The organism is Niabella soli DSM 19437, assembly GCF_000243115.2.
Taxonomy (GTDB): domain Bacteria; phylum Bacteroidota; class Bacteroidia; order Chitinophagales; family Chitinophagaceae; genus Niabella; species Niabella soli.
In genome coordinates this window covers 4,069,018-4,093,119 of the sequence record NZ_CP007035.1, presented here as the reverse complement: position 1 = coordinate 4,093,119, position 24,102 = coordinate 4,069,018, and the positions used below count along the sequence as shown (strand labels likewise).

23 protein-coding genes are annotated in these 24,102 nt (G+C 44.8%); 11 read left to right on the top strand and 12 right to left on the bottom strand.

Features of this window, described 5'->3' with window-relative positions; genetic code table 11:
* The first annotated feature begins 8 nt into the window (after positions 1-8).
* The 3 genes from NIASO_RS17215 (at position 9) to NIASO_RS17205 (ending at position 2,840) form a co-directional block, all read left to right on the top strand.
* Entirely contained in the window at positions 9-1,271 is a 1,263-nt protein-coding gene (locus NIASO_RS17215) for an alpha/beta hydrolase (protein ID WP_008588041.1), read from the top strand.
* Positions 1,272-1,283: 12 nt separating this feature from the next.
* Positions 1,284-1,784 (top strand): PH domain-containing protein, encoded by a 501-nt coding sequence (locus NIASO_RS17210; protein ID WP_008588039.1) that lies wholly within the window; start codon positions 1,284-1,286, stop codon positions 1,782-1,784.
* A gap of 105 nt (positions 1,785-1,889) precedes the next feature.
* Positions 1,890-2,840, top strand: a complete 951-nt coding sequence (locus NIASO_RS17205; RefSeq protein WP_008588035.1) for a sugar phosphate isomerase/epimerase family protein — start codon at positions 1,890-1,892, stop codon at positions 2,838-2,840.
* On the opposite strand, the gene NIASO_RS17200 is transcribed toward NIASO_RS17205, so the two are convergent.
* Positions 2,803-3,684 (bottom strand): hypothetical protein, encoded by an 882-nt coding sequence (locus NIASO_RS17200; protein WP_008588034.1) that lies wholly within the window; start codon positions 3,682-3,684, stop codon positions 2,803-2,805. The two genes, NIASO_RS17205 and NIASO_RS17200, sit on opposite strands and share 38 nt — an antisense overlap.
* Positions 3,685-3,715: 31 nt before the next feature.
* A complete protein-coding gene (locus NIASO_RS17195) occupies positions 3,716-5,188 on the bottom strand; it encodes a glycine--tRNA ligase (protein ID WP_008588032.1) in 1,473 nt (490 codons plus the stop codon).
* 137 nt (positions 5,189-5,325) lie between these two features.
* On the opposite strand from NIASO_RS17195, the gene NIASO_RS17190 reads away from it, so the two are divergent.
* Both NIASO_RS17190 and NIASO_RS20595 read left to right on the top strand, forming a co-directional pair.
* Positions 5,326-5,802 carry a DinB family protein gene (locus NIASO_RS17190; protein ID WP_008588030.1) on the top strand — a complete coding sequence of 159 codons (477 nt, stop codon included), beginning with the start codon at positions 5,326-5,328 and terminating at the stop codon, positions 5,800-5,802.
* Positions 5,803-6,213: 411 nt separating this feature from the next.
* Positions 6,214-6,381: a DUF6728 family protein gene (locus tag NIASO_RS20595; RefSeq protein WP_008588028.1), complete on the top strand. Its 168-nt coding sequence runs from the start codon at positions 6,214-6,216 to the stop codon at positions 6,379-6,381.
* On the opposite strand, the gene lpxB is transcribed toward NIASO_RS20595, so the two are convergent.
* Together lpxB and surE are read right to left on the bottom strand one after the other, a co-directional pair.
* Positions 6,367-7,512, bottom strand: coding sequence for a lipid-A-disaccharide synthase (gene lpxB, locus NIASO_RS17185; RefSeq protein WP_008588025.1), 1,146 nt, complete (start codon positions 7,510-7,512; stop codon positions 6,367-6,369). The two genes, NIASO_RS20595 and lpxB, sit on opposite strands and share 15 nt — an antisense overlap.
* Positions 7,513-7,639: 127 nt before the next feature.
* Positions 7,640-8,428, bottom strand: a complete 789-nt coding sequence (surE, locus tag NIASO_RS17180) for a 5'/3'-nucleotidase SurE (RefSeq protein ID WP_008588023.1) — start codon at positions 8,426-8,428, stop codon at positions 7,640-7,642.
* Between the two features lie 284 nt (positions 8,429-8,712).
* On the opposite strand from surE, the gene NIASO_RS17175 reads away from it, so the two are divergent.
* Genes NIASO_RS17175 through NIASO_RS17165 form a run of 3 tightly spaced genes read left to right on the top strand, consistent with a single transcriptional unit; the run spans position 8,713 to position 11,038 of the window.
* Positions 8,713-9,327: a hypothetical protein gene (locus NIASO_RS17175; protein WP_008588021.1), complete on the top strand. Its 615-nt coding sequence runs from the start codon at positions 8,713-8,715 to the stop codon at positions 9,325-9,327.
* A 13-nt stretch (positions 9,328-9,340) separates the two neighbouring features.
* Positions 9,341-9,628, top strand: coding sequence for a winged helix-turn-helix domain-containing protein (locus NIASO_RS17170; protein ID WP_008588020.1), 288 nt, complete (start codon positions 9,341-9,343; stop codon positions 9,626-9,628).
* Positions 9,629-9,679: 51 nt separating this feature from the next.
* Positions 9,680-11,038 (top strand): DUF4153 domain-containing protein, encoded by a 1,359-nt coding sequence (locus NIASO_RS17165; protein WP_008588018.1) that lies wholly within the window; start codon positions 9,680-9,682, stop codon positions 11,036-11,038.
* A gap of 86 nt (positions 11,039-11,124) precedes the next feature.
* On the opposite strand, the gene NIASO_RS17160 is transcribed toward NIASO_RS17165, so the two are convergent.
* Positions 11,125-11,499, bottom strand: coding sequence for a VOC family protein (locus NIASO_RS17160; protein ID WP_008588015.1), 375 nt, complete (start codon positions 11,497-11,499; stop codon positions 11,125-11,127).
* A 76-nt stretch (positions 11,500-11,575) separates the two neighbouring features.
* Positions 11,576-12,079, bottom strand: a complete 504-nt coding sequence (locus NIASO_RS17155; RefSeq protein WP_008588013.1) for a GNAT family N-acetyltransferase — start codon at positions 12,077-12,079, stop codon at positions 11,576-11,578.
* 462 nt (positions 12,080-12,541) lie between these two features.
* On the opposite strand from NIASO_RS17155, the gene NIASO_RS19815 reads away from it, so the two are divergent.
* Complete coding sequence (locus tag NIASO_RS19815) at positions 12,542-13,408, top strand: polysaccharide deacetylase family protein (RefSeq protein WP_052356561.1); 867 nt, start codon at positions 12,542-12,544, stop codon at positions 13,406-13,408.
* Positions 13,409-13,522: 114 nt separating this feature from the next.
* Here NIASO_RS19815 and NIASO_RS17145 read toward each other — a convergent pair whose 3' ends face one another.
* Positions 13,523-16,054 (bottom strand): ATP-dependent Clp protease ATP-binding subunit, encoded by a 2,532-nt coding sequence (locus NIASO_RS17145; RefSeq protein ID WP_008588009.1) that lies wholly within the window; start codon positions 16,052-16,054, stop codon positions 13,523-13,525.
* A gap of 93 nt (positions 16,055-16,147) precedes the next feature.
* Here NIASO_RS17145 and NIASO_RS17140 point away from each other — a divergent pair, with 93 nt between their 5' ends.
* The gene (locus tag NIASO_RS17140; protein WP_008588007.1) at positions 16,148-16,549 is read left to right on the top strand and encodes an STAS domain-containing protein; all 402 of its coding nucleotides are present in this window, start codon (positions 16,148-16,150) and stop codon (positions 16,547-16,549) included.
* Between the two features lie 27 nt (positions 16,550-16,576).
* Positions 16,577-17,482 (top strand): ribonuclease Z, encoded by a 906-nt coding sequence (locus tag NIASO_RS17135; protein WP_008588005.1) that lies wholly within the window; start codon positions 16,577-16,579, stop codon positions 17,480-17,482.
* 289 nt (positions 17,483-17,771) lie between these two features.
* Here NIASO_RS17135 and NIASO_RS17130 read toward each other — a convergent pair whose 3' ends face one another.
* From NIASO_RS17130 to NIASO_RS17110, 5 genes are all read right to left on the bottom strand, one after another.
* Positions 17,772-20,696, bottom strand: coding sequence for an FAD-binding and (Fe-S)-binding domain-containing protein (locus NIASO_RS17130; RefSeq protein ID WP_008588004.1), 2,925 nt, complete (start codon positions 20,694-20,696; stop codon positions 17,772-17,774).
* A 183-nt stretch (positions 20,697-20,879) separates the two neighbouring features.
* Positions 20,880-21,275, bottom strand: a complete 396-nt coding sequence (locus tag NIASO_RS17125; RefSeq protein ID WP_008588003.1) for a response regulator — start codon at positions 21,273-21,275, stop codon at positions 20,880-20,882.
* A 235-nt stretch (positions 21,276-21,510) separates the two neighbouring features.
* On the bottom strand, positions 21,511-22,386 hold the full coding sequence (gene sucD / locus NIASO_RS17120) for a succinate--CoA ligase subunit alpha (RefSeq protein WP_008588002.1): 876 nt from the start codon (positions 22,384-22,386) through the stop codon (positions 21,511-21,513).
* Between the two features lie 56 nt (positions 22,387-22,442).
* On the bottom strand, positions 22,443-23,336 hold the full coding sequence (locus NIASO_RS17115) for an ABC transporter ATP-binding protein (RefSeq protein WP_008588001.1): 894 nt from the start codon (positions 23,334-23,336) through the stop codon (positions 22,443-22,445).
* Positions 23,337-23,354: 18 nt separating this feature from the next.
* The gene (locus tag NIASO_RS17110; RefSeq protein ID WP_008588000.1) at positions 23,355-24,092 is read right to left on the bottom strand and encodes an MlaE family ABC transporter permease; all 738 of its coding nucleotides are present in this window, start codon (positions 24,090-24,092) and stop codon (positions 23,355-23,357) included.
* Between the last annotated feature and the right edge of the window lie 10 nt (positions 24,093-24,102).

The following is a 24,102-nucleotide window of genomic DNA, read 5'->3' as shown; positions in this document are numbered from 1 at the left end:
CAGTTTTTATGAAACACTTACTCACAGTACTGACCTTTATTTTGCCTGCGGTAATACATGGTCAATCTGTTACCGGCGACTGGCAGGGAGATCTGAATGTTGACAGTGGCATGAAGCTGCCGCTGGTACTACACATTCAGGCCTCCGGCGATAGTCTTACAACAACGATGGATAGCCCGGCGCAGGGCGCAAGTGGCCTGCCCGCAACCAGGACCTCTTTCGTCAATAATGAATTGCAAATAGAATTAAAGAATATCCATGCGGTTTATAAAGGAATGCTCGCTGGCGACAGCATCAGCGGCAGGTTTACACAAATGAGTAATAGTTTGCCACTTGTTTTTAAAAGAAAGAAAGCAGAGCCCGTTCCCACCCTTCCGTTTACAGAGAAGGCATCCCCGCTGGAACATCCAATTTCCTTAACCACCTCCACAGGAAAAATAGCGGGCACCCTGACCCTGCCCGAAAAAAAAGAAAAAGCCCCGGTAGTATTATTCATTGCCGGCAGCGGCCCTACAGACCGCAATGGCAATAACAATACGGGTTTAAAAACCAATTGCACCCTGCAATTAGCGCGGGCACTGGCAGCCGCGGGCATTGCCTCGGTACGCTACGACAAAAGAGGTATTGCCGAAAGCAGGGACGCGGGTAAACCGGAAGCAGATGGAAGATTTGAAGACAATATCAATGACGCAAAGGCATGGCTGGAATTACTGAAAAAAGATAACCGCTTTTCAAAGATCATCGTTGCCGGGCACAGTGAAGGATCCTTAATAGGCATGGAGGCCGCCAATGGCCTTGCCGATCAGTTTATTTCAATTGCCGGGGCAGGGGAGCCAGCAGATCAGGTACTAAAAAAACAACTGGCAAACCTGCCGGACTCGCTGCGCAAAGAGGCTTACAGCGGATTAGACAGCTTGAAGAACGGGCATTTGGTACACCAGGTGAGCCCCCAATTATTTGCGCTGCTGCGACCCAGTGTACAACCCTACCTGGCGTCATGGCTGCAATACGATCCACAAGCAGCCATCAAAAAACTGAAGATCCCGGCGTTGATTGTACAGGGAACAAAAGATATGCAGCTCTCGGTTGCCGATGCGCAAAATCTTAAAAAAGCACAGCCTAAAAGCGAGCTGGTCATTATTGAGAACATGAACCATGTGCTAAAAGATATTTCCGGAGGACAACAGGAAAATATGAGATCGTATGCCAGGCCGGACCTGCCCGTAGACACGACATTGGTTAAAACTATGATTGATTTTATATTAAAATAAAACGATCCTTTTATGAAATTTAAAGCATCTTTCGATACAACGACAAAGATCATTTCTCTGATTGCCACACTTCTGGTAGTGGTCATATTCACGTTCATATGGATGAGCCTCAAAGATGCCGGTGTTATCCGGATCCTGCTTATGATTTTTGTCACGTTCCTGGCGCTCGTTATGCCTTACGGCCTTTCGATAACCCGTTACGGGATCGACAATGAGGCGCTATCCGTTTGCCGGCCTTTTGGTAAAAAACAATTTCCCCTGGCAACAGTTACCAGCGCCTCCATCATCGACCCCAAGCTGCTACGCTGGTCGTGGCGGGTTTTTGGAAGCGGCGGAATGTTTGGGTACTACGGCCGTTTTTCGAACAAACATTTTGGTATGATGACCTGGTACTTAACATCAAGGAATAAAGTGGTTTACCTGCAACTGGAAAATGGAAAAAAGATCATGATCAGCCCGGATGATCCTGAAGGTTTTTTACGGGAATACCATCTTTTAAAAGGTATTCAATAGGGCTGCCGGAGCCAATATATCCTGATAACGTTTTCGCAATTTTACAGGGTTTTACGAGCAGCATATACGAAATTTACGGAACATCATTGTTAAAACATGCTCCATATGAAAGGGAACCTGCTTTGCTGTTTATTATCCTTATTGGTTTATAATCTGCCTGCACAACCGGTACAGCACCGGCCGGGAAAATCCCATCTGAAAACCAGTCTGAACGCCTATTCTTTTTCCAAATTGCTGAACGATGAGCTGAAAAATCCCGGCTCCGGTATGAGCATGGAAGGGCTTCTTGAATTTGCTGCCGTCCACAACTTCGATGCGGTGGACCTCACCGGCTATTATTTTCCCGGGTATCCCAACAAACCCTCCTATGCATTTATCCATAACATAAAGCGCAAAGCTTTTTTGCTGGGGTTGGATATTAGCGGTACGGGGGTAAGAAATGATTTTGCCCATCCTGATCCACAAAAAAGGGCGGCTGATGTACAGTTGGTAAAAGACTGGATCGATGTGGCGCAATTGCTGGGCGCCCCGGTAGTGCGTATTTTCTCCGGCAATATGCCCGCGGGTTTTGAAAATAAACGGGACAGCATTCTCGCCTATATGGCTGAAAGCATAAAAGAATGTGTAAGCTATGCAAAAAAGAAAGGCATTTTAATAGGGGTGCAAAACCATGCAGACTTTCTTAAAACAGCGGATGAGACCATTCAATTATTGAAATTGGTTAACTCGGAATGGTTTGGCGTAGTAGTGGATATCGGCAGTTTTGTAACAGCAGACCCTTATAAAGATGTAGAAAAAATAATGCCTTATGCCGTTAATTTTCAATTTAAAGAAAGTCTTTTCAGCGCCACAAATTCGGTAAAAACGGATGTCGGCCGGATATTGGCAATTGTCCGTAAAAGTGGCTACCGCGGCTATTTACCGATTGAGACATTACCCCAGGTCCGCAACAATCAAAAGATCGCTTACGACCCCGTTGCCCGTGTTCCTGGATTCCTGTCGGAGATTAAAGCAGGAATTAAAGCAAGGGAGCAACAGAAGATTCCGAAGGAATAAAAATGTGTGGTATTTTTTTCGTCATTTTATAATGGAGATTCAGAAAGTTTATTCCATAAAACTTAAAGTCGTGGTCGGTTCTTAAAACGCCCTCCTCATCTACATAAACTTTAATCCATTCGTGCAGAGCTTTTACGAATTTTGCCCAATGCTTTTGCTTTCTATCAGTCAGATAGAAATAAAATCCGTTCTCACCAAACTTTTTGCCATCTGAACTTAGCAATAAGGAGCCATCCTCCAGTACTTTTTTAGTCATAATTACAGAGGCATTACCATTCGGCAGCGGGAACACTACTTTTAAAAGATTTTTATTAAAGTAAGGAACAAATGCAGTTGTGTAAACACCGGAATAAATCACATCATTCGTGCTTTTTATTTTTCTATACCAGATCGTCCATACTACTTTGTTATGCTGCTTTAATTTTACTATTTCACTTTTCAGGCCTTTTGCGGCTGCAAGGGCGTTTGTCGGAACATTTAATTGCTGTAGTCTTTTACTGAATAAAACAGTCAGGAGTTTTCCAAACGGCTTAAATATTCCCATCCACTCACTCCAGATCTCAAAATCATAATCAGATGTATGTTCATAGAAATCTTTTACGACGGGATTTAACTTTTCGAGTTCCTCCCGGGAAAAATCCAGCACAGAAATATCATCTATTAATCCACTTTGAGGTGCATTTGTTTCCAGGATGAGTCCCTCAGCTCTCGCAATATTCTGAAAATATTTATCGCTGATGATATCCTGATCGCCAATGATCCCATTGAGCCATGAATATGCATCAGGTTTGATTTTTCTACCCGTTAGTTTTACCCAGACCTGCGTTATTTTGTCCTGAATCATTAGCCATCAGTTTCATAAATCGATAGCGCCCCTATTGAAAGGCCTTCCGCACCAGTTCACCGATCTGATCAATGGCGATCCGCTCCTGTTGCATACTATCGCGATAGCGGACGGTCACCGTATTATCTTCTTTGGTTTGATGATCCACCGTAATACAGAACGGAACTCCCAAGGCATCCATACGGCGGTAACGTTTACCGATAGTATCTTTTTCCTCGTAAAAACATTTAAAATCGCCCCGGTGCGCTGCCATGATCCCCTGGGCGATTTCGGGCAGGCCGTCTTTTTTTGTTAAGGGGAACACTGCCAGTTTGATCGGCGCCAGTTTCGCCGGAAACTTCAGCACCACACGGCTGTCTGGTTTTTCGGGAGTGCCCAGCTCTTCTTCCGTGTAAGCCGCGCAGATCATCGACAGAAACATCCGGTCTAAACCAATAGACGTTTCGATCACATAGGGAATATAATTGCCGATCGGCTTGCCGGTTTCGGGATCAATATCATTATCAAAATACTGTAGTTTCTTTTTGCTGTATTCCTGGTGGTTACGCAAATCAAAATCCGTACGGCTATGGATCCCTTCCAGTTCTTTAAAGCCCATCGGGAAATTATATTCAATATCGCAGGCCGCATCCGCATAGTGCGCCAGTTTTACGTGGTCATGAAAGCGGTATTCTGTTTGCGGCACGCCCAGCTCCAGGTGCCATTTCAATCGCGCCTGCTTCCAGTATTCGTACCATTCTTTTTGCGTGCCGGGTTTGATGAAAAACTGCATCTCCATCTGTTCAAATTCGCGCATGCGGAAGATAAACTGGCGCGCTACAATTTCATTGCGGAATGCTTTGCCGATCTGCGCAATACCAAAAGGTATTTTCATACGTCCGGTTTTTTGCACATTCAGAAAGTTTACAAAAATACCCTGTGCTGTTTCGGGGCGCAGGTACACTTTATTGTTCTCCTCATCCGAAGAAACCGTAGAGCCAAACTCAGTAGAGAACATCAGGTTGAACTGACGGATATCAGTCCAGTTAGCGGTACCGCTTATGCCGCATTTTATTTTGTTGTCATCAATGAGCTGTTTCAGCGCCGCCAGGTCGCCCGCTGCATCTGCTTTTTCCATTGCACTAATGATCGCTTCCGCCTCCGCCTCTTTCCCGTCTGCTTTCAATTGATCCGTGTGCGATTCGATCAGATGATCCACCCGGTACCGTTTTTTGCTGTCTTTGTTATCGATCATCGGGTCGTTAAAACCATCCACGTGCCCGCTGGCCTTCCAGGTGGTAGGGTGCATAAAAATAGCCGCATCAATACCAACGATATTATCCTGCAACTGGGTCATGGATTTCCACCAATAATCCTTGATATTTTTCTTCAACTCACTTCCCCACTGACCATAATCATAAACAGCTTGCAGGCCATCATAGATCTCACTGCTGGGGAAAACGAATCCATATTCTTTACAATGCGAAATAATCGCCTGAAACCGGTTTGTATCTGTAGTTGCCATAGGGCGCAAATTTAGGTTGAAAAGTTGACAGGGGGAAAGGTTAACCCGTTGAAATATTGACGGGTTGGATCCGCTGGCCGGAATCCGGAACGTTGAACCGTTTTTTGTCTGTAATTTTAGCAATTAAACAGCCGGATATGGTCAACTTAGCTTCAGCGCTGGCCCAACAATTCAAAGAAGTGCACTTTACCAAAGACTGGGTATCTACCACCAGCCTCAAAACACAACTGGAAAATACGAACTGGCAGCAGGCCACTGCCCGGCTGGGGGCGCACAATACAATTGCAGCGCTTGCTTTTCATATCAACTATTACATTGCCGGCATCATAAAAGTGCTGGAAGGCGGTGAGCTGGACATACATGACCAAAATAGTTTTGATGCCCCGGCGATCCGGTCGGCGGAGGATTGGGAAGCGTTAAAATCCAGATTATGGACAGATGCCAAAAGGTTTGTTGCATTGGTAGCACAAATGCCTGCGGACCGTATGCACCTGCCCTTTGCCAATAAAAACTACGGCAGCAACTACAGGAATATTAACGCAATGATCCAGCATATCTATTATCATCTGGGGCAGATCGTATTACTAAACAAACTCTTGCAACAACCCGTATGAGAGGGATCTCTCCATTGTTTGGAGTTAACGATACAATAAAAACAACGGAAAAAATCAGCCACAGAAGCGCAGAATCACAGAAAGATCGGTTGCAAAGATAAAAATGCATCAAAATTAAAAAAAGAGGCATAGCCGATATTTCAAAAGCGGGTTTCAACCCGTTTTAGGAGCTGTCAAGGTAGATGGAGAACCGTAGGTTCGGCACATAATATACCGTGCCGATGGCACTTCGCTCATTGTTTCATGCACGAAGCTGCGCTAAAGCACCGCTTTACATAAAGAAAGAGAGCCTACGGCTCTAAAAAATTTTAGGCACGCACACGCCTCGAACCTGAAACCTGCAACCGGAACTTTGGACCAGAAACTCAACTTCCAAATAACGTATCTTTGTATCTCAAACGCACTTCAACAATGGGCATCTGGGATCAAATAGCGCAATATTTATTTTTAAAGAAAAAGGACCCGAATGCACCGAAAAGCAAGTGGATCGGCTATATGCACGGAATTAACCGGCTAAGCCTTTTACTTTTTATCATCGCCCTTATCATTATTATTGTTAAGACGTTACTGCGCCACTGATTGAACAATAATTTCCGCCGCCTGGCGCGAAGCATCGCCTCCCGCAGACAAAACCTGGTGCAATTTTTCATAGTCCTTTTGTAATTGTTCTTTCCGTTGTTCATCGAACAGTAGCGCCTGTAATTCGGCAATAATATTCTTTTCATTCATAGCATCCTGGATCAGTTCTTTCACCACTTCCTTATCCATAATCAAATTGACGAGAGAGATGTATTTAATACTGATCACCCGTTTAGCGATCTGGTAGCTGATCGCCGACCCCTTGTAACAGACCACTTCGGGCACCCCGAACAAAGCCGTTTCCAGCGTTGCCGTTCCGGAAGTAACCAATGCCGCGGTGGCCTGCAGCAATACATCATAAGTGCGGTTGTTGACGGTACTTACATTCGGATATTTCCCAGTGAATTGCTCATAAAAGGCATCGTCAACCGCCGGCGCCTGCGCCACCACAAACTGATAACCGGGAAAATGGGTACTGACCGCCAGCATTACCGGCAGTTTTTTTTCAATTTCCTGTTTGCGGCTGCCGGGAAGCAGTGCGATCACCGGCCGGGTAACGGGTTGACCATTGGCATCTGTTATAACCAGATCCGTTCCTTTTTTCTTTTTCTGATCGATCTCTTCAATAAGCGGGTGCCCCACATAATCAACCTGCCAGTTCCATTTAGCCTGGTAGTATTCTTTTTCAAACGGAAGAATGACCAGCATTTTATCAATGCAGCGTTTCATCATTTTCACCCTGCCTTCTTTCCAGGCCCATACCTGCGGTGAAATATAGTAGATCACTTTTAAGCCCTGGCTTTTGGCCCATTGGGCAATGCGCAAATTAAAACCCGGGTAATCTATCAATATCAACGCATCCGGCTTAAATGCCAAGATATCTTTCTTGCAAAAACTAAGATTCCGGAGAATGGTGCGCAGGTTCATCACTATTTCCGCAAAACCCATAAAAGCAAGGTCCTTGTAATGCTTTACCACTTCCATCCCCGCTGCCTGCATTTTATCGCCGCCCCAACCGCGCATTTCGCAATCAGGTTCCAATGCTTTTAATGCCGCCACCAGGTTGCCTCCGTGCAGATCACCGGAAGCCTCGCCTGCGATGATATAGTATTTGTGTTTATTGTTGCTCAATGTTTACTTTTTGATGCAGAACGCTTAATAAGGATGCACTATTAGACAATAGCCATTAGCATTCAGACTATTTGCCATCAGCGATGAACCATTTTCACATTTTCATATTCTCAAATTTCCACATTACCTACCTCCAGTCTTTTTCCAGCTTTTCTTTCAGACTATAATCCGTAAGATCAAATTCTACCGGCACCACGCTTACATATCCGTTGGCAAGGGCCCATACATCGGTATCCTTCGATTTATCAAAATTTACAAATTCGCCTGTGAGCCAGTAATAACTACGACCGTGCGGATCTTTTCTCTCGATAAATTTCTCCTGGTATTTAGCATATGCCTGTTTGCAGATCTTGTATCCTTTTAATTCATCAGGGGATGCTTTCGGAATATTTACATTCAATAAAAAGTGCCGGGGCAATTTCTTTTGCAGCATTTTTTCCACGATCAGGCGCGCATACTGTTTGGAGGCTGTAAAATCGGGCTCGGCGCCATAATCCATTAATGAAAAACCAACCGCGGGAATACTTTCGATCGCAGCCTCCATAGCGGCCGACATCGTTCCGGAGTAAATGACATTAATGCTGTGATTGGAGCCGTGATTAATACCGCTGATGCAGATATCCGGTTTGCGGTGCAGAATTTTATCAACCGCCAGCTTTACACAGTCAACCGGTGTGCCGGAGCAGGAGTATGCTTTAACACCCTCGAACAGCTCTACTTCGTACAATCGCAGCGGATGCCCAATGGTTATCGCATGCCCCATTCCTGATTGTGGTTTATCCGGGGCCACTACTACAATTTTGCCCAACCCGTCCATTGCCTCCACCAGGCTCCTGATTCCCAAAGAAGAAACGCCGTCGTCATTTGTGATCAGGATGATGGGTTTTTCTTTTTTGCTTGCTTGCTTAACTGACATAGAATGCAAAAATAACTGAAAAGGACAGGAAGCAGTTTACGAGTTTTTTTATAATAAAAAATTACCCACCAAATGATCAAGATTTACCCTTAAACCATAATCAGACACTCCTGTAATCCTGACCAATGGTACACGGCAGACAGGCGGTCTCCAATTAATAGAGAACGGTTCCAGAAGTTTCCCGGGGAGGGCCGACAGCATAACCCCCTACGGCCTACTTCATCAAAATAAATTTTGAAATATAAGCCGTTGGCATTTACTTTGTATCTCAAAGCACTTTTAAAATGAACAATCCAAAAGATGATTTACAACACATCCGCCAGATGATGGAGCGATCGTCGCGTTTTATCTCACTGAATGGACTTTCGGGTGTGGCAGCGGGAATCATTGCCCTGATCGGGGCTTTTATCGCCAGCAAACTATTGCAGCAACAGGGTGTCAATTATTTACCCGGCGAAGGATATTATGGATATACCTATGATCTGGGAATCCGCCTGCTTATACTGGCTATAATTATTTTAGTTGCCGCAGTAGGAGCGGGTATTTTGCTAACCGTTCAGAAAACAAAAAAACAGGGGTTAAAAATATGGACCTCCACCACACAACGGTTGCTGGTGCAGTTGTTTCTTCCCCTTGCTGCCGGCGGGTTGTTTTGCCTGGCACTGTTTTATCACGATCTGTTTGGTCTGATAGCCCCGGCTACACTTTTGTTTTATGGTCTCGCTTTAATTAATGCATCCAAATACACGTATTCCGACATCCAATACCTGGGGATCTGCGAAGTATTCCTGGGCCTGATAGCGAGTTTTATTCCCGGATACGGCCTGGTGTTCTGGGCATTGGGATTTGGAGTATTGCACATCATTTATGGTTTACTGATGTATAAAAAATACAAATAGCAATTGGCAGGACATGGGTATTATTGATCAGATAAATAAAGATTTTGAAAGCCGGGTGCGGCTGGGCATTATGTCGGTTCTTGTTGTCAACAACTGGGTCGATTTCCTCGAACTGAAGGAACACCTGGGCGTTACTGATGGCAACCTGGCCAGCCATATCACCGCACTGGAAAACAAAAACCATATTGAAGTGAAAAAAGAGTTCATTGGCAAAAAACCCAGAACCTCGTACAAGGTTACCAAAACGGGTAAGGAAGCTTTTATACAACACATTAATGCCCTGGGCAAATTATTAAACTAAATTTTTTTAACCATAAACTTTGAAATATAAAGTACTTTTAAAAATAAAACAATGAAAAAAACTATTGCCTTATTATCGGGCGTTGTCCTGTTTGTCATCCTGTTTTACAACCAGGAAATCGGATTAAATCTGAGCGTTTTCTCGATAGCCCTTTGGTTGTTGCTGTTGATAACAACACCAAAGGCTAACCGTTCAAAGCCATTTTGGGCGGCAACTGCGGCGCTACTGCTATCAGCGGGCGCCTTTGCCTGGTACGGCGATTTTATTTCGTTTGCCGCAATATTCTGCTCATTAGCGATCATCTCCTGCAAACTATACGCCCCCGCAACCAACCTGTTGCTGATTCCTTTTGCAAGCATGCTCAACTTTGCCAGTTTTTTATTCAGGGCTCCTTTTTTACACAAATGGCTGCCGTCAGGGCCTGGTTTGTCTGCTGATGTTTATAAGAAAATACTTTATTATTTTCTTGTTCCCGCGGCCTTAATTGCCAGCTTCCTTCTTGTATACACCTCCAGCAGCGATTTATTTCAATCTTTCTTTTTCATTAACTGGAATGTCAACTTTTTCCAACTGTCTTTTTTAACAATAATGGGTTTCTTCCTGATGTTTTCGTTTATGCATTACTGGGTGCCCGACCTGTTATTAAAGCAGGACAAATATTTGCAGGATGCCTTTCCTCCTTCATATAGCAATGCCGCCACAGACCCTGAAGCGACAGATATTCAGTTCTATCAAAAAAGCGGACAGATCTCTTTAATTGCACTCAACCTCCTTGTAATCTTTTTTATTGTTACTTATAGTATAGAGCAATTCCGTGGCAACCCATCCGGAAATAGCCTCAGTCAGTCTTTGCATGAGCGGGTTTACCTGCTGATCTTCTCAATTGCAATGGCCATTTCAGTAATTATGTTATTCTTTAAAGGTGCGTTGAACTTTTCTAAAAATAGCGGGCCGCTGAAAACGTATGCTTTTATATGGATCGTACTTAATATGCTGCTGGCAGGAACCGTTGTTTTAAAGAACAATCAATATGTGGATAGCTATGGGTTAACCCTTAAAAGAATCGGGGTATACCTGTTTCTTTTTCTGGCTGTATTGGGGTTGGTTTATACTGCATTAAAGATCCGGAGGCAAAAAACCAATATTTACCTGCTTAACCGGATGGCGTGGGTAATCTATGGCACGCTGATCATTGGCGCAGTTGTAAACTGGAGCTGGATCGTAACCCGGTACAATCTCAATCATGCCGCTTCCTTCGACAAAGACTACGCCATCAGTCTTCCGTACAATAAACAGTTGCTGTATAATAAAGGGTTTTTGCCCAATACCGATTTTATGCGTCTTAAATCAGATGAACTGCGGCAGCCATTTTTATCGCAGCACCTGTATTACCTTTTTTTAAAACCCTAAGCCGATGAAAGCAAAGAACCTGCTTATCCTTTTCACACTGATGGCAACTATTGTAGTGCTGATGATACTGGTGTTAAGAAAATAAATCAACTTTTATGTGCCACCAGGTTTATAGTAGCGCCGTTGGGATCTTTTACAAAAAAACGGCGCACCCCCCAGGCCTCATCGGTAATAGGATATACTATTTCCATATGGGCTTCTTTTGCCTTTTTGTACATCTTATTGACATCCGATACTTCAACAGATAAAAAGATACGCGCATTGTCTAATGCAGGCTTGCCCTGGTTATCTAAAATATTGACCTGTGCCAGCGGATTCTTGAAGGAGGCAAAAGTGATTACCCATCCGTGATCCATTACGATCTTCATATTTAAAAAACTTCCGTAAAAAATTTTACTTTTTTCAAGGTCGTTTGAGTAAATATTAGGAACGATCCTGCTTATAAATATTTCATCCTTCATACCGAAACTTATTATCTAACTTTCTTTTTACAAGTTAGAAATTAAATGAACCGCAGTCTATTGTTAAATTGTTAAATTATAATACCCGTTTGTACAACCAATAGCGTTTCCCGAATCGGGGCGCTATTTCTTTTACAATTTCAAAACCCATGTTCTCATAAAGTGCGCGGGCATTATTCATTAGTTCAGACGTATGCAGGGCAATGGTATGCTCGCCCCTGCTTTTAGCTTTATCCAAACATTTTTGTGTCAGCCACCTGCCAATGCCTTTACCCTCATGTTCCGGGCTAACTGTCAAAAAACGGATATAACACCAGTCCCCCGGATAGATATCAGTGGGGTGACCGCTGGAAACCAGGAATACCATACCAACAATATCCTGGTCCTTTGTTTCACAAACAATACAGTCTGCAGTATCAAAAAGGCCGAGGTAGGTTTTTTCATTGTTGATGCCGCTAAGCAACTGTGCCCGGTTTTCCTCCATAAGTTCATACTGAAACCGGCTCCAGGAGTTGATCGCAAGATCTCTTACCTGGTCCAGGTCCTTTATAGTTCCGGTTCTTAAATTATAATCTTTCATTCGAAGAAATTGCTATATTTTCAATATTAATACTCTTTAAATTTATGAATAACCTCTTTTACTTTTTAGAAAAATCTGTGTAACAACGCCTATTCTTTGCCGCTTTGGATTCTTTAAGAAGCTTTTTAGAATCTGTAAATACAACCCGGCGTCTAATATACTTTAAGAAAGTAGCATATGTCCGATAGCGTCATTTTGGGAAAGAAGGCCCCGAATTTATAAAGGAAGAAACCCTGCCCCAATTGCTTGCTCAAAGTTTTGGGTTTTACAAGGATAAAACCGCTTTTATTAATGAGCGGCATTTAACATAGGCCGGGCATTTCAGCAGCCTATATTGGCTGCCTGCGAAAAATAATGCAGCCGTTTCAGATCTGTACAAGCTCTTACAAATCACCTCATCGTAAAAGCAAGATTTTTTTATGCGCTAAAAAAGGCATAGTTTAGTCAGAAATAAATGCCCTTATGTTACGATTTTTTTATTTGTTGAGAAATGCATCCCTGGCTATGGTGGCAGGTGCTGCCTTACTGATCGGAAATACAGGTTGTAATGGCTCCGGTAAGAAAACCGGGGATGGAAAAGATTCCACAAAAACCGATTCCAGCGCGGCGGCCTTATCCAATATCGGGAAGCCCATTACCTATCAGAAAGACAAACGCTATATATTTCTCACATTTGACGACGGACCGCAACCTCCGGGAACTATTAATTGTAAAAATATATTTCACGAAGAGGGGGTAAAAGCCACCTTCTTTATGGTAGGGTTTAATCTGGGCATCGATGCTTACCGCAGAAGGATCGCAGATTCCCTGAATAACAGCTACCCCGAATTTATTACCGCCAACCATAGCACTACCCATGGTTTCAGGGATAATTATAAGCGCTTCTACAGCAACCCCGACAGTGCAGTTGCCGACATGCTGAAGGCACAAACAGATCTCAAGATAAAATTAAAAATTGCCCGCCTGCCGGGTATGAATACCTGGGCCTCCGGCAGTGAAATGCAGGGACCGAAATCATCTTTAACCGTTGCTAAAGCGTTAGATTCACTCGGTTACACGCTGATCGGCTGGGATGTGGAATGGCAGTTCATAAGAGGTAGTATTCCTAAGCAAGGGGCTCAGGAAATGGCCGACCAGATCAACAAAAGATTTGAACAGGAATATACCTACCAGCCCAACGCCATTGTGTTGCTGGCGCACGACCGTATGTTCGCCAAGGCACCTTACACCGATTCATTACGTAAATTTATTTCTATCCTGAAACAGGACCCCCGCAATGTGTTTGAAACCATCGACCACTACCCGTCTGTGCAGAACCGCAAAAAATAAACCTGTGAGGTCTCAAAGACCTCACAGGTTTATTTTGCCAACGGCAAAAAAACACCCCGCAACCACGGGGTGTTTTTTTATATTCTAAATGCGCTATTCTTACTACATCATTCTCTATGCCTCCTGGTGGCTTTCTTTGGCATCTTTGATAGTGAAGTACAATTTGTCTTTCTCCTTATCAAAATCCACCAGCAGTATATCACCGGGTTTTACATGCATGTTAAGAATTTCCTCAGCCAGCGGATCTTCCAGGTATTTCTGGATGGCGCGGTGTAATGGACGGGCGCCAAATTGCTGATCATACCCTTTATCCGCCAGGAAGCTTTTGGCTTCTTCGCTCAGCTCCAACCCATACCCTAAATTCTCAACACGTTTTAATACGCCTTTCATAGAGATATCGATGATGCTGAAGATATTCTCTTTGGTGAGGCTGTTGAAGATGATCACATCATCAATACGGTTCAGAAATTCCGGAGAGAACGTACGCTTCAGCGCTTTTTCGATCACCGCTTTATTTTCCTCATCCTCATTTTCCACTCTTGCAGAAGTTGCAAAACCAACGCCGGCGCCAAAATCTTTTAACTGCCGCACCCCGATGTTGGAGGTCATGATAATGATCGTATTCTTAAAATCGACCTTACGACCTAACCCATCTGTCAGCACACCATCATCCAATACCTGCAATAAAATATTATAAATATCCGGATGCGCTTTTTCGATCTCGTCCAGCAGGATTACACTATAAGGTTTCCGGCGTACTTTTTCGGTTAATTGTCCGCCTTCTTCATATCCCACATATCCCGGAGGCGCACCGATCAAACGGCTTACCGTAAATTTCTCCATGTATTCGCTCATGTCAATACGGATCAACGCATCTTCCGAGTCAAACAGGTAGCGCGCCAGGGAACGGGCCAGTTCTGTTTTGCCCACCCCTGTCGGTCCCAGGAAAATAAAGGTACCGATCGGTTTCTTCGGGTCCTTCAATCCCACCCGGTTCCGTTGTATTGCTTTTACCACTTTGGAAATGGCTTCATCCTGGCCAATCACCATCCCCCTCATATCATCCGACATCTTACGCAACTTCTCGGTTTCTGCTTCCACCATCTTCCGCACCGGAATGCCCGTCATAATATTGATGACTTCAGCGATGGCCTCTTCATCAATCGGGTAGCGTTTGTGCTTGCTTTCTTCTTCCCATGCGGCTTTCGCGCGCTCCAGGTCTTCTGCCAGTTTCTTTTCCGTATCCCGCAGGGAAGCGGCCTCTTCAAACTTCTGGCTTTTTACCACCTTATTTTTCTCTTCCTTAATATCTTCGATCTTCTTTTCCAGCTCTACAATATTCTGCGGAACATTTATATTCTTCAGATGCACTCTTGCCCCCACTTCGTCCATTACATCAATGGCCTTGTCCGGCAACAGCCGGTCCGTAATATACCGGTCGCTCAGTTTCACACAGGCATCAATAGCTTCGGGGCTATAAGTAACGCTGTGAAAATCTTCATATTTAGATTTGATGTTGTTCAGTATCTGTATGGTTTCTTCCACGCTGGGCGGGTCTACCATCACTTTTTGAAAACGACGATCCAGCGCTCCGTCTTTTTCAATATACATACGGTATTCATCCAGCGTTGAAGCGCCAATGCATTGCAGTTCGCCACGCGCCAGGGCCGGTTTAAAAATATTGCTGGCATCCAGCGAACCACTCGCACCGCCTGCGCCCACAATGGTATGCATCTCATCAATAAACAGGATCACATCGCGGTTCTTCTCCAGCTCGTTCATGATGGCCTTCATGCGCTCTTCAAACTGACCGCGGTATTTTGTACCAGCCACTAATGAAGCCAGGTCCAGCGAAATCACCCGTTTATCGAACAACACCCGGCTCACTTTCCGTTGTACAATACGCAACGCCAACCCTTCCACAATAGCGGTTTTACCCACACCAGGCTCTCCGATCAGGATGGGATTATTCTTTTTACGACGGCTCAAGATCTGCGATACGCGTTCGATTTCTTTTTCGCGCCCTACGATGGGATCCAGGTTGCCGCTTTCTGCCAGCTTGGTCACATCCCGGCCAAAATTATCCAGCACGGGTGTTTTGCTTTTAGCTGCCCCCTTTGCAGCACTGCCTTTGGATTGCGTATATTTCTTTTCTTCTTCAAATTCCTCTTCGCCTTCCTCACCAAATTCTGCGCGCGGCTCACCGCCTGATTTTACAATGCCTAACTCCTGCCGGAACAGATCATAATCCACGTCGAATTGATTTAAGATTTGTGTTGCGATATTTTCCTTGTTCTTCAAAATAGAAAGCATGAGGTGCTCCGTTTCCACCTGGTTGCTTTTTAAGGCCTTTGCTTCCAGGACGGTTACCCGTATTACTTTCTCCGCCTGTTTGGTCAGCGGCAGGCTATTAATGTTTGCAATATTTTTACCGGTCTTGTCCTTTATGGCCAGTTCAATTTCTTTACGCAGTTCAAAAATATCAACACTAAAGCTTTTCAGAATCCGGATGGCCGTGTTGTCTCCTTCCCGGATCAATCCGAGCAGCAGGTGTTCCGTGCCAATAAAATCATTCCCCAGCCTTAGGGCCTCCTCACGGCTGTAAGAAATAATTTCTTTTACCTGAGATGAAAAATTATTATCCATATTCGGTTAAAGTGTTTATTTACAATATTAACAAATATATTTGGTCGTAAATTTACTTGTAATTTAAGCATATTTATCCCAAATTCACTCTATATGCAGGTCAAAATAGATACCAAAGAGAAATTTCACGTCATCACGCCAATTGAGCCCGCATTATCTGCTACTATGACAGATGGCATGGCAATAGCGTTGCTCCCTTTTTTACAAAACGATGTGAAAAATGTGGTGTTGGACCTGCAGCAGGTGGCAGCGATAGACGCCGCCGCAGCGGCCAAATTGCTGCAAATACAGCAACAATTCTACGAAAACAATGCTTCGTTTGTTTCCTGTAACCTGCAAAAGAACGTTACCGCATTTTTGTCAGAGCATGAACTGGACGACCTGCTGAATATAGCCCCCACCGAAAGCGAGGCCTGGGATATTGTGCAAATGGAAGAAATTGAAAGGGAATTATTAGACACCGAAGATATTGAATTCAGCGACACGGATGATTAAACAAATAAAAACCAAAAAGGTTTAAAAATGTTTGGCGTTACCATACTCGGAAATAATTCAGCGGTACCCGCGTTCGACCGGCATCCGACCAGCCAGGTGTTAACAATGCCCAACCGTAAATTCCTGATCGATTGTGGCGAAGGTACCCAGATACAATTGATCAATTACAAAATACGCCGCAGTAAAATATCACACATCTTTATTTCGCACCTGCACGGTGATCACTATTTTGGGTTGGTGGGGCTGCTTAATTCTTTCGCCCTCCTGGGTAGGTACCAGGATTTACATGTAGTGGCGCCACCGGCTTTGCAACAAATACTGCAACTACAGTTTGCCGCGGCAGATACCCAACTGTCCTACCCCTTACATTTTCACGCCATTCAGCAACCCGGGTATTTGCTGACGGTTGGCGAGGTGGAAGTCAGTTGTTTTAAAACGGACCATCGCATAGAATGTTTCGGGTTCGTTTTCCGGGAAAAGAAAAGACCCCGCCGCATTAATCCCGATGCGGTAAAAGAGCACAACATTCATTACAGTTGGTTCGAGAATTTACAGATGGGTAAAGATTACACAGCGCCTGATGGAACGTTGATCAAAAACGAGATCCTCACCTTTGAAGCGCCGAAAGGGAAAACCTATGCCTTTTGCGCCGATACCAAATATGATGAATCCTTTATCCCGGATATAAAAGGCGCCGACATGATCTATCATGAAACTACCTATTTAGAAAATTTTAAAGACCAGGCTATAAAACGTTTTCACTCCACCAGCAAACAGGCAGCCGCCATTGCCAAAAAAGCCGGTGTAAAAAAATTGCTCATCGGGCATTTTAGCAGCCGCTATGATGAGCTGAACGAATTTGAAAAAGAGGCCCGGGAAATATTCCCCAATACGGAACTGGCGCTGGAAGGCGTTTGTTATATGCTGCCTTAAATTTATGGGCCGAGCTGCGGTGCTGCTATCATCCTCCTTGCGTCGCACTCTTGTGCCGTGGAATACAGGGCAGCCGGGAATTCGGAAAGAGGGAAGATTTTGTTTTCAATCGCCTAAGACTTACCGTCTCGCCGCCTTACCGGCTAAAAAATACTTTTAAATTAACTCATGCTACTGCATATCGAAAAACCAATCGGCACACTCGATCCAAAATGCAGGTAAGCAGGGAAATTCAATAGTTAAATATTTGGAGGGAAGATAATCTACTTTTTAATTAAAGTAACAAGCATTACTTTTTCAGCGCCTCCCACAACACTTCCACCGGGTGCAGGCTTTTGCGCCCCGTTCCATCTTTGATCTGGTGACGGCAACTGGTTCCTGAAGCAGCAATAATAGTAGCTGCATCCGCACCGCGAACAGCGGGCAACAAGACCAGCTCTCCTATTTTCATAGACAGGGAATAATGTTCTTTCTCATATCCAAAGGAGCCCGCCATACCGCAGCAGCCGGAAGGGATCTGCTCCACATAATAATTTACAGGGATGCTCAGTATCTTCTGAACTGATGGCACAATACCAAACGATTTCTGATAGCAATGCCCGTGCAGTTTTACCATGCGCTTTTCAGTGGTAAACTGCTCTTCGCGGATCGCGCCCTTTTCATACTCCCCTGCTAAAAACTCCTCAATTAAAAAGCTATGGGCAGCCAATTGTTTTGCTTCATTTCTTAAATGCGCGGGCACTAGCTCAGGCGCTTCATCCCTGAATGTGAGCAGGGCACTGGGTTCTATGCCGATCAGCGGCTGACCGGCCGTAACCAGTGCGGATAATTGCTGCACATTACCGGTGATTATTTCTTTCGCTTTGCGAACCAATCCTTTTGACAACCAGGTGCGACCGCTTTCTTTATGAGGCGGTATTACTACTCCATAACCCAGCGCATTTAAAAGTTGTATGGTCCTTTTCCCAATAGCAACATCATTATAGTTGGTAAACTCATCGCAAAACAAAAACACCTTGCGTTCAAAGCGCTGCGGTTGCTGTCTTTGATATTTTTCAAACCAATTGCGCAAAGTGGTTTTTCCCACTTCCGGCAGGGACCGGCCCGGTGCAAATCCCGCGATCTTTTTTATAATACCGGATAGTAATTTATTTTTTACAACGGCATTGTAAATGCCAGGGATTTTAATTCCCAGTCTTTGTGATTGGGTAAACGAAGCGATCAGCCGGGAGCGGAAAGGGACGCCATTCGCGTCATAATAATGCTGCAGAAATTCGGCTTTTAATTTGGTAATATCCACGCTGGACGGGCATTCCGACTTACAGGCTTTGCAACTCAGGCAGAGATCCATCACTTCTTTTATTTCCGGATGATTAAAGGGCGCGCCCGTTCCGGCATTCGTCAAAAACTGTCGTAAGATATTGGCACGGGCACGGGTAGTATCTTTCTCCTGCAGGGTTGCCATATAGGAGGGGCACATGGTACCGCCTGTTACATGCGATTTCCGGCAATCGCCCGAACCGGAGCATTTTTCGGTTAACCGCAGTATATTTTCCTGACCGGAATAATCGAACAGCGTTTCAATGGCTACCTGTTGCTGGTCCGGGGCATAGCGCAACTGCTCATTCATTTTGGGCGTATCTACAATTTTATTGGCGTTAAAAATGGTTTCCGGATCAAAAATATTCTTTACCCCCTTTAACAAGGCATAGACATCGGCCCCCATGGCGGCTGCAATAAATTCCCCGCGTAAGCGACCGTCGCCATGCTCGCCACTTAAAGACCCGTTGTATTTTTTAACCAGGGGTACGGTGTCTTTCAGCAGGTCCCTGAATGTTTCTTTTCCCTGTGCCGTTTTTAAATTGATCATTGGTTCCACATGCAGTTCACCGGCGCCGGCATGGGCATAGTAAGATGCGGACAATCCGTACTGATCCAATAATTGTTGCAGCTCCGCAATATAGGCGGGGAGGTCTTCCGGCGACACTGCGCAGTCTTCGATCAGGTTCACCGGCTGGGTATCTCCGGGCATATTCCGGATCAGGCCCAAACCCGCTTTGCGGATATCCCATACCAGCTTGGTTTTAGCGCCTTTGATCACGGGGTAAGCATAGCCTAATCCTTTTTCTTTAAGATCTTCAATCAGCCGGTTGGTTTTTATATCCAGCGCCTCATCCGTATCCTCCATAAATTCTACCATCAGCAGGGCTTCCGGCTCCCCTTCAATAAAAAACCGGTTATTATGATACACTGGATGGCCTTTGGTAAAATCCATAATATATTTATCCACCAGTTCCGATGCCATGGGCGCGTGCTGCAAAACAATATTATTTGCGTGAAGCGATTCGCCCAGCGACGAGCAGTGAATGCAAACCAATGCGTCTTTGGCAGGCGGCAAGGGAAGCAGGTTCAGTTTGGCTTCCGTTACAAAAGCCAGCGTTCCTTCCGAACCCGCCAGCAGTTTACAAAGATTAAAGCCGCCATCACCTGATTCCCGTTCTTCCAGCAAAACGTCCAGCGCGTAACCGGTATTTCTTCGCGCCAGCGAACGTTTGGGATAATTATTTTTAATCGTTGTCTTATTATTTTCATTATCCAGTACATCTGCCAGTTGCCGGTAGATAGCCCCTTCCAGCGTTTCCTGCGCGGCCTTACTTTTAATTTCCTGATCGCTATAATTCCTGAAAAGCGCTTTCTCTCCATCGCTGAGCAACACTTTTGCCTCCAGCAAATGCTTCCTGGTATCGCCCCAAACCATGGAATGCAGCCCACAGGAATTATTACCGATCATACCGCCGATCATAGCCCGGCTGGCAGTGGACGTCTCCGGGGCAAAAAACAGTCCATAGGGTTTCAAAAAAGCATTGAGGTCGTCCCGGATAATTCCTGGTTGCAGGTGCACCCATCGTTCACTGGCATTTATTTCGATGATCTTTTTAAAATATTTTGAGATATCCACCACTATCCCGTTACCCACTACCTGGCCTGCCAACGAAGTGCCTGCAGCCCGGGGTATTAAAGAGATGTGCTCTTTCGTTGCAAAGCGGATCAATGCCTTCAAATCTTCCTCCGTTTTGGGAAGGGCTACTGCTAAGGGAAGTTCCTGGTAAACGGAAGCATCAGTGGCGTATACCATCCGTTGCGCGTGATGCAAGCTATTGTTGCCGTAAAAAAGTTCACCGGCAAAACCTTGTTCCAGTTCTTTAAAATCCATAATTGCTTTTTCGATCATTAAAGATAAACGATCTGTGCTGCGCCTATAAAAAGTTTCGCACCTGCAGCAAAAAAATAGAAAAATTTTATGCGTACAGGCCCTTAAGCGCACAGCCCATATTTATCCGGAGGGGGTAAGCAGGTCAGATACAATCACCGGCGGAAGCCGGGAGCGGCGCCGGATTCAATCCAGGAGCTCTATAATTTTTTCCATGCGCAGGGGTTTTACCACATAGTCCTGTATATCCGGATAGTCTTTTACCCTTTCCTGATCCTGATCGGAAAAGGAAGAGCTAACCATATAAACACGTATCTGCTTTTTTATTTCCCCGGGCAAGGCACTGTATTTGTCCATAAACTGCCAGCCGTTCATTAAGGGCATTTCTATGTCCAGAAGAATAATATCGGGGAGCGCTTCGGTTTTTTCTGCAATTATTGTTTCCAAAGCGGCAAGCCCTTTCTGACCATTTTCAAAAAAAGAAAGCTTACAGCTTTTGGGCTGCCGTTCGAAAAGCTTGCTCATCAAAAGCCGGTGTATCGGATCATCGTCAATAATAAATATTTTTTTTCCTGCTTCCATTTATAGAGAGTTATCTAAACGCCATATCATCATCGTGTTACTCAAATCCGGTGCAATTACCAAAGTAGTATTCAAAAGCCGGAATATCTTTTTCTTCTTATACATCAACGAAAGCAATTAAGTGTTCTGAGGGATAGTCAAAAGTATATTAAAAAAGCGATATTTTAAACTGTTGTAGCCCGGTATTAAAAAAAGCTCCGCAAACCGGAGCTTTTCGTATCAACATTTTTTTAAGTTATTTTTTAGTAATCGCTGCCATTGTTTTACCAATATCCGCCGGGCTGCTTACTACGTGAATACCGCAATCACCCATGATCTTCATTTTAGCAGCCGCCGTATCTTCTGCTCCGCCTACAATAGCGCCGGCATGTCCCATACGACGACCGGGAGGTGCGGTTTGACCAGCGATAAAACCCACTACAGGTTTTTTGTTGCCGGTTTCTTTTATCCATCTGGCCGCTTCGGCTTCCATGCCCCCACCGATCTCGCCAATCATTACGATAGCATCGGTTGCGTCATCCTGCATAAATAATTCCACGGCTTCTTTTGTGGTGGTTCCAATGATGGGGTCTCCGCCAATACCGATGGCAGTGCTGATACCCAATCCGGCCTTAGCCACCTGATCTGCGGCTTCATAGGTAAGGGTTCCTGATTTTGAAACAATACCTACGCGTCCCTGCTTAAATACAAATCCGGGCATAATACCTACTTTACACTCACCAGCAGTGATCACACCGGGGCAGTTAGGCCCGATCAACCGGGTTTTTGTGCCTTGTAAAAAGTTCTTAACGGCCACCATATCCTGAACCGGGATGCCTTCCGTAATACAAACAACCAGCTCAATTCCTGCATCAGCCGCTTCCATAATGGCATCTGCCGCAAATGCCGGCGGTACAAAAATGATACTTACATTGGCTCCGGTTTGCTGTACACACTCGGCAACCGTATTAAAAACCGGGCGCTCCAGGTGCGTGCTTCCGCCCTTACCGGGTGTTACGCCTCCTACTACATTGGTACCGTATTCTATCATTTGTGTAGCGTGGAAGGTGCCTTCCGTGCCGGTAAATCCCTGAACCAGTACCTTAGAATTTTTATTGACCAAAACTGCCATAGCTGATAAATTATTTTATTGGAATTGCAAATTTAAGGGTTTGCACTATACCCTGTTTATTCTTTTGGCGGGACATTTCCCTTGGTAGGCGAGCCAATATGCCCGTCCTTATCGATATCAATATTAAATTTTTCTTCAATGGCATCTTTAATGCCGCCCTGTACATTTTCAGGGATCTTGCCGGTTTCCTGGATGGTACGCATAGCTTTGGCATCGCGCAAAAACTCAGAGGCGAAAATAAAGCCATTCAATTTTTCGTTATCGCTCAATATAATTTCCTTATTATTCCCTTCCCATTCTTTTTCGCCCTGGTGCATATAGATGATATGATCGCCGATCTCCATTACACTATTCATATCATGGGTGTTCACAATTGTTGTCATATCATATTCCCGGGTGATCTCATGAATCAGTTTATCAATTACCATGGACGTCTGCGGGTCAAGGCCCGAGTTGGGCTCATCGCAAAAAAGATATTTAGGATTGAGCACAATGGCCCGGGCCAGGGCCACGCGTTTCTGCATACCGCCGCTAATCTCTGATGGAAATTTTTTATACGCATCTTCCTTCAGTTGTACCCGGTCCAGCACCTGTTTTACCCGCTCTCTTTTTTTTGAATATTTATCGGTGGTGAACATATCCAGCGGGAACATTACGTTCTGTTCTACCGTTTGGCTGTCGAACAAAGCCCCTCCCTGGAACAGCATACCGATCTTTTCACGGATAGCCTTTTGCTCCTTATCGTTCAGGTTCACAAAATCGGCGCCATCATATAACACATTTCCTGAAGTAGGCTTCAGCAGTCCCACCATACACTTCATCAATACCGTTTTACCACTACCGCTGCTTCCGATGATCAGGTTGCACTTGCCATCATTCATTACAATACTGACCCCCTTCAATACTGCTTTATCTTCAAAACTCTTCTTCAGATCTTTCAATTCAATCATACAAATGAGGTTACCGGGTTATAAGAGCAGGGCGGATAATACGTAATCGGCCAACAACAGCAATACGCAGGACACAACTACCGCTCTTGTGCTGCTGTGACCAATTTCCAGGGCGCCGCCTTTTACCGTGTACCCGTAAAAGGCCGGTATCGCCGTAATGATAAAAGCAAATACTACTGATTTTATTAAGGCAAAATAAACATTGTAGGGCTTAAACGCCATCTTCAGACCCGTGTCAAAAATAGTGGGATCAATGATCCCCGCCGCTGTACCCGCCAGCCGTCCGCCCCAGATACCCAGGATCATGGCCAGCATGATCAGCAGGGGAATGGTAACCAACCCGGCGAGGATCTTTGGCAAAACCAGGTATCCCTTGGTATTAATACCCATAATTTCCAGGGCATCTATTTGTTCGCTTACCCTCATATTTCCCAGTTCACTGGCTATTTTGCTACCCACTACGCCGCAAAGCACAATACAACTTAAGGTAGGCGCAAACTCCAGGATCACGGTATCCCGAACGATCTGTGCAATAGTTGATTTTGGAATGATGGGCGATACCAACTGGTAAGCCGTTTGCAGGGTAGATACCGCCCCAATAAAAACAGATATGATACAAATGATACCCAGCGAACCGATGCCAATATCATTGCACTGTAACATAAACTGTTTCCAGTACATCCGGGCATTTTCCGGTTTGCGGAACATACCGCCGGCCATTCTGATAAACGCTCCAAACTCTCTTAATATCTTCAATGGTTTATTT

Excerpts from the sequence above, each read along its gene's own strand:
- NIASO_RS17165 (WP_008588018.1), top strand. The coding sequence starts at position 9,680 with ATGAAAAAAACTATTGCCTTATTATCGGGCGTTGTCCTGTTTGTCATC.
- NIASO_RS17125 (WP_008588003.1), bottom strand. The coding sequence starts at position 21,275 with ATGGAAGCAGGAAAAAAAATATTTATTATTGACGATGATCCGATACAC.
- NIASO_RS17155 (WP_008588013.1), bottom strand. The coding sequence starts at position 12,079 with ATGAAAGATTATAATTTAAGAACCGGAACTATAAAGGACCTGGACCAG.
- NIASO_RS17175 (WP_008588021.1), top strand. The coding sequence starts at position 8,713 with ATGAACAATCCAAAAGATGATTTACAACACATCCGCCAGATGATGGAG.
- NIASO_RS17195 (WP_008588032.1), bottom strand. The coding sequence starts at position 5,188 with ATGGCAACTACAGATACAAACCGGTTTCAGGCGATTATTTCGCATTGT.
- NIASO_RS19815 (WP_052356561.1), top strand. The coding sequence starts at position 12,542 with ATGTTACGATTTTTTTATTTGTTGAGAAATGCATCCCTGGCTATGGTG.
- NIASO_RS17145 (WP_008588009.1), bottom strand. The coding sequence starts at position 16,054 with ATGGATAATAATTTTTCATCTCAGGTAAAAGAAATTATTTCTTACAGC.
- NIASO_RS17130 (WP_008588004.1), bottom strand. The coding sequence starts at position 20,696 with ATGGATTTTAAAGAACTGGAACAAGGTTTTGCCGGTGAACTTTTTTAC.
- NIASO_RS20595 (WP_008588028.1), top strand. The coding sequence starts at position 6,214 with ATGGGCATCTGGGATCAAATAGCGCAATATTTATTTTTAAAGAAAAAG.
- NIASO_RS17135 (WP_008588005.1), top strand. The coding sequence starts at position 16,577 with ATGTTTGGCGTTACCATACTCGGAAATAATTCAGCGGTACCCGCGTTC.
- NIASO_RS17160 (WP_008588015.1), bottom strand. The coding sequence starts at position 11,499 with ATGAAGGATGAAATATTTATAAGCAGGATCGTTCCTAATATTTACTCA.
- sucD (WP_008588002.1), bottom strand. The coding sequence starts at position 22,386 with ATGGCAGTTTTGGTCAATAAAAATTCTAAGGTACTGGTTCAGGGATTT.
- NIASO_RS17170 (WP_008588020.1), top strand. The coding sequence starts at position 9,341 with ATGGGTATTATTGATCAGATAAATAAAGATTTTGAAAGCCGGGTGCGG.
- NIASO_RS17210 (WP_008588039.1), top strand. The coding sequence starts at position 1,284 with ATGAAATTTAAAGCATCTTTCGATACAACGACAAAGATCATTTCTCTG.
- NIASO_RS17140 (WP_008588007.1), top strand. The coding sequence starts at position 16,148 with ATGCAGGTCAAAATAGATACCAAAGAGAAATTTCACGTCATCACGCCA.
- NIASO_RS17200 (WP_008588034.1), bottom strand. The coding sequence starts at position 3,684 with ATGATTCAGGACAAAATAACGCAGGTCTGGGTAAAACTAACGGGTAGA.
- surE (WP_008588023.1), bottom strand. The coding sequence starts at position 8,428 with ATGTCAGTTAAGCAAGCAAGCAAAAAAGAAAAACCCATCATCCTGATC.
- NIASO_RS17205 (WP_008588035.1), top strand. The coding sequence starts at position 1,890 with ATGAAAGGGAACCTGCTTTGCTGTTTATTATCCTTATTGGTTTATAAT.
- NIASO_RS17190 (WP_008588030.1), top strand. The coding sequence starts at position 5,326 with ATGGTCAACTTAGCTTCAGCGCTGGCCCAACAATTCAAAGAAGTGCAC.
- NIASO_RS17215 (WP_008588041.1), top strand. The coding sequence starts at position 9 with ATGAAACACTTACTCACAGTACTGACCTTTATTTTGCCTGCGGTAATA.
- NIASO_RS17115 (WP_008588001.1), bottom strand. The coding sequence starts at position 23,336 with ATGATTGAATTGAAAGATCTGAAGAAGAGTTTTGAAGATAAAGCAGTA.